1 protein-coding gene and 2 pseudogenes are annotated in these 2,856 nt (G+C 54.6%); 2 read left to right on the plus strand and 1 reads right to left on the minus strand.

What is annotated here, in order from left to right:
- Nucleotides 1-175: 175 nt before the first annotated feature.
- Nucleotides 176-1,144, minus strand: a pseudogene (locus tag DID99_RS36195) (IS5 family transposase).
- A 276-nt stretch (nt 1,145-1,420) separates the two neighbouring features.
- Here DID99_RS36195 and DID99_RS36200 point away from each other — a divergent pair.
- Nucleotides 1,421-2,299: a pentapeptide repeat-containing protein gene (locus DID99_RS36200; RefSeq protein ID WP_185733881.1), complete on the plus strand. Its 879-nt coding sequence runs from the start codon at nt 1,421-1,423 to the stop codon at nt 2,297-2,299.
- 203 nt (nt 2,300-2,502) lie between these two features.
- Nucleotides 2,503-2,739, plus strand: a pseudogene (locus DID99_RS36205) (transposase); the annotation flags it as partial.
- Nucleotides 2,740-2,856 lie beyond the last annotated feature (117 nt).

Below are 2,856 nucleotides of genomic sequence, written 5' to 3' on the forward strand. Positions count from 1 at the left end.
TTGATTTCAAGCGCGGTTTTGAAATCACCAGCCTTTTCGATCGCGGTAATCTCAAAGGGCCGGAGGGACTGCGGGGCGCATTGAAATACCAGGGCCCGCAAAGTGGCCGCGAGCAAAAATATCTGGCGTTGGTGCACTCGATGATTGCGGACGCAACAGCCGTTTCCCAACGCCGTTATGCGGTGGCCCGCTCACGGCGGACGGATTTCGGGCGTGCAGCGGCCAGCATGCGGTTGAGCGCCGCCACCCCGATGGCGGCCTCGGCCTGCTGGGCCTCGAAGCCACGGACTCGCAGTCGCGCACCGATGATCGGCTTGTGGCGCCCCATGGTCGTCTCCACCAGGGCGCGCCGGCCGTACCCGGTGGCCTGCTGCCAGCCCAGGCGGCGCCTGTGCTCGCGGATCACCGCCAGATGACGGTCACGCCGAGTCGGGGGACCCAGTTCGTAGCTGGCCACCGCTGTCGGGCGCGGCGGAATCACCACCTGGATGCCGTCATCGTGCCGCGCCACCTTCGGGTAAGTGGGGGCGCCATCATACGCGCCGTCTGCGATCACCCGGGCGATCGCGCCATCGATCTGATCGAGCAGTGGCGCGACCTGCGACGGATCGTCGGCATGCTGGTCCGTCAGTGTGTGTGACACGGATCATGCCGGTGTCGGCATCCACCGCCAGAGGCAGCTTGCACCAGCTCCGCCGCGACTTTGTGCCATGCTTCTCCTGCAGCCACTGGCCTGCGCCGAACACCTGAAGCCCCGTACTGTCAATCAGGATTCCAACGGTCCGGCTGGCACTTCACGCGGCAGTGCGGGCAACGTGAGCGCCCGGCGACTGACCGTGGTGTGTCCGGTGCCGACAGGCTCAGGCCCATCAGCGTGATGACCGACCCGAGCAGCCCTTCGGCTTGGCGAAGCGCCATCCGCAACGCCGTGCGCAACATCAGGCAAGTCTGGATGGCGACGGCCGAATAACGACGCTGCCTGTTCGGACCGCAGCTTTGCCAGTTCCGCAGCGCCTCCTCGTCGATCCACAAGGTGCGGCCGCCGCGCCGGCGCAGTCCGGCCTCATACTCATGCCCAGTTCTTGACCTTGAACGACATCTTCGGAATCTGGTAACGACGATCGGCATTATGCTCGTGCGGCATCGGCAAAGGGACCGGGTGCGAAAGGTCGTCACCTTACCATTCGCCTCCGACCATCGAAGTGCACCAACGCCCTCTTGTGTATAAGACGATGAGTTCCGTGAGGGTTGACGGGCGTGAAAATTTCCCGATATTTTCCTAAGAAAGCAACAATTTGTACTGGCCATCAAATATATGCCTAAAATTTCTAGTTCTACCCCTCTTTCTAATTCCAGAAATCCGCTGAGTAAAAACATGCTTTCGCTTAGACGGAGCGCTTTGGAGACCTGCTTTAAGTTCATGGGAAATAAGGAATTTATTATTTCCGTCCGAGAGCGCGCATGGATAAAAGATGTTTTTCGAAGTGAAAGCGATTTTTTATCCAAAAAGGATCTCTCAAATATAGACTTATCTCATATGAATTTTGCGCACCTCGATCTAACAGGCACAAACATGTCTGGTGCCGATCTTCGATTGGCCAAGCTAAAGGGTGCAGTTCTTGTCAAGGCGAAATTTAATGACGCGAATCTATGTGGCGCCAATTTAATTGGCGCAAATTTAGAGGGTGCGAATTTTCACAATTCGAATCTCTCATTCGCAAATTTCGGAAATGCCAATCTCGCAATGGCGAACATCTCGAATGCAAATATTTCTAACGCCACTCTTTCAAATGCAAATCTTTGCGCGTCAGACCTATCGAATTCTGATATGCAAGGTGCGATTCTATATAATGCCAACTTATGCGATGCCAATCTCAAAAAGGCGAGTCTAAGTGCCGCGAGTCTTAATCGAGCCAATCTCGAGTATGCCTATTTTGAAAAATCAGATTTAAGTAAAGCTGACCTTGAAGACGCCATATTCAATGAGACAGACTTTAAACGTGCCGATCTAAGTGGGGCCATCTTAAAGGGCGCAAACCTCGATGACTTATGCTTCAAGAAGGCAAGATTGCATGGGGCCAATCTAAATGGGGTGAGTGCGGGAAATGCAAATTTCAGTGGCGCATATCTAAAAGACGCCGACCTCAGCAACGCTGATTTTAATGGCGCTTATTTTAAATCTGCCAATCTAAATAACGCAAATATTAAAAATTCAAACTTATCGGAATCGGACCTGCGAGATGCAGATCTAACGGATGCCGATCTCTCGGGGGCGGACCTTAGCGATTGTCGAATTTGATGGGCTGATATGGCTGTTGGGCAATGTCAAGGTGAGCGCGGCGGCAGCTAGAATTATTCCATTACAGGCGTTGGTGCACGGATAGGTCGATGAAAGGTTTGGGTGATAGAGTGACGCCCCAACGTTTTTGAAGCAACGCATTCCGTATAAGAGCGGCTAACACAACCTGAACATGATGCTGCGGGCGTCGTATCGTCTACGGCATGGCAAGACGCAAAATCAGTAACGAATTATGGATGGCGCTGGAGCCGCTGATTCCGGAGTTCACGCCATCGCCCAGGGGTGGTCGGCGGCGCACAGTCGATGATCGCGCAGCGCTGAACGGTATCTTGTATGTATTGCAGACGGGCATTCCGTGGGAAGACCTTCCGCAGGAGTTGGGCTTCGGCAGTGGCATGACATGCTGGCGACGTCTGCGAGACTGGCAGGCGGCCAGCGTATGTGTATTAGCCGGGACTCGATCTGACAGGTAGTCGGGCTTACAAAGAACGATCCATCAATGGGGGATGAGTTTCTCCTTGGCGAGATCGAGCGAATCGAGGAAAGTGCGCATCGGC

The sequence above is a fragment of the Burkholderia sp. Bp8986 genome (assembly GCF_003854225.1).
Taxonomy (GTDB): domain Bacteria; phylum Pseudomonadota; class Gammaproteobacteria; order Burkholderiales; family Burkholderiaceae; genus Burkholderia.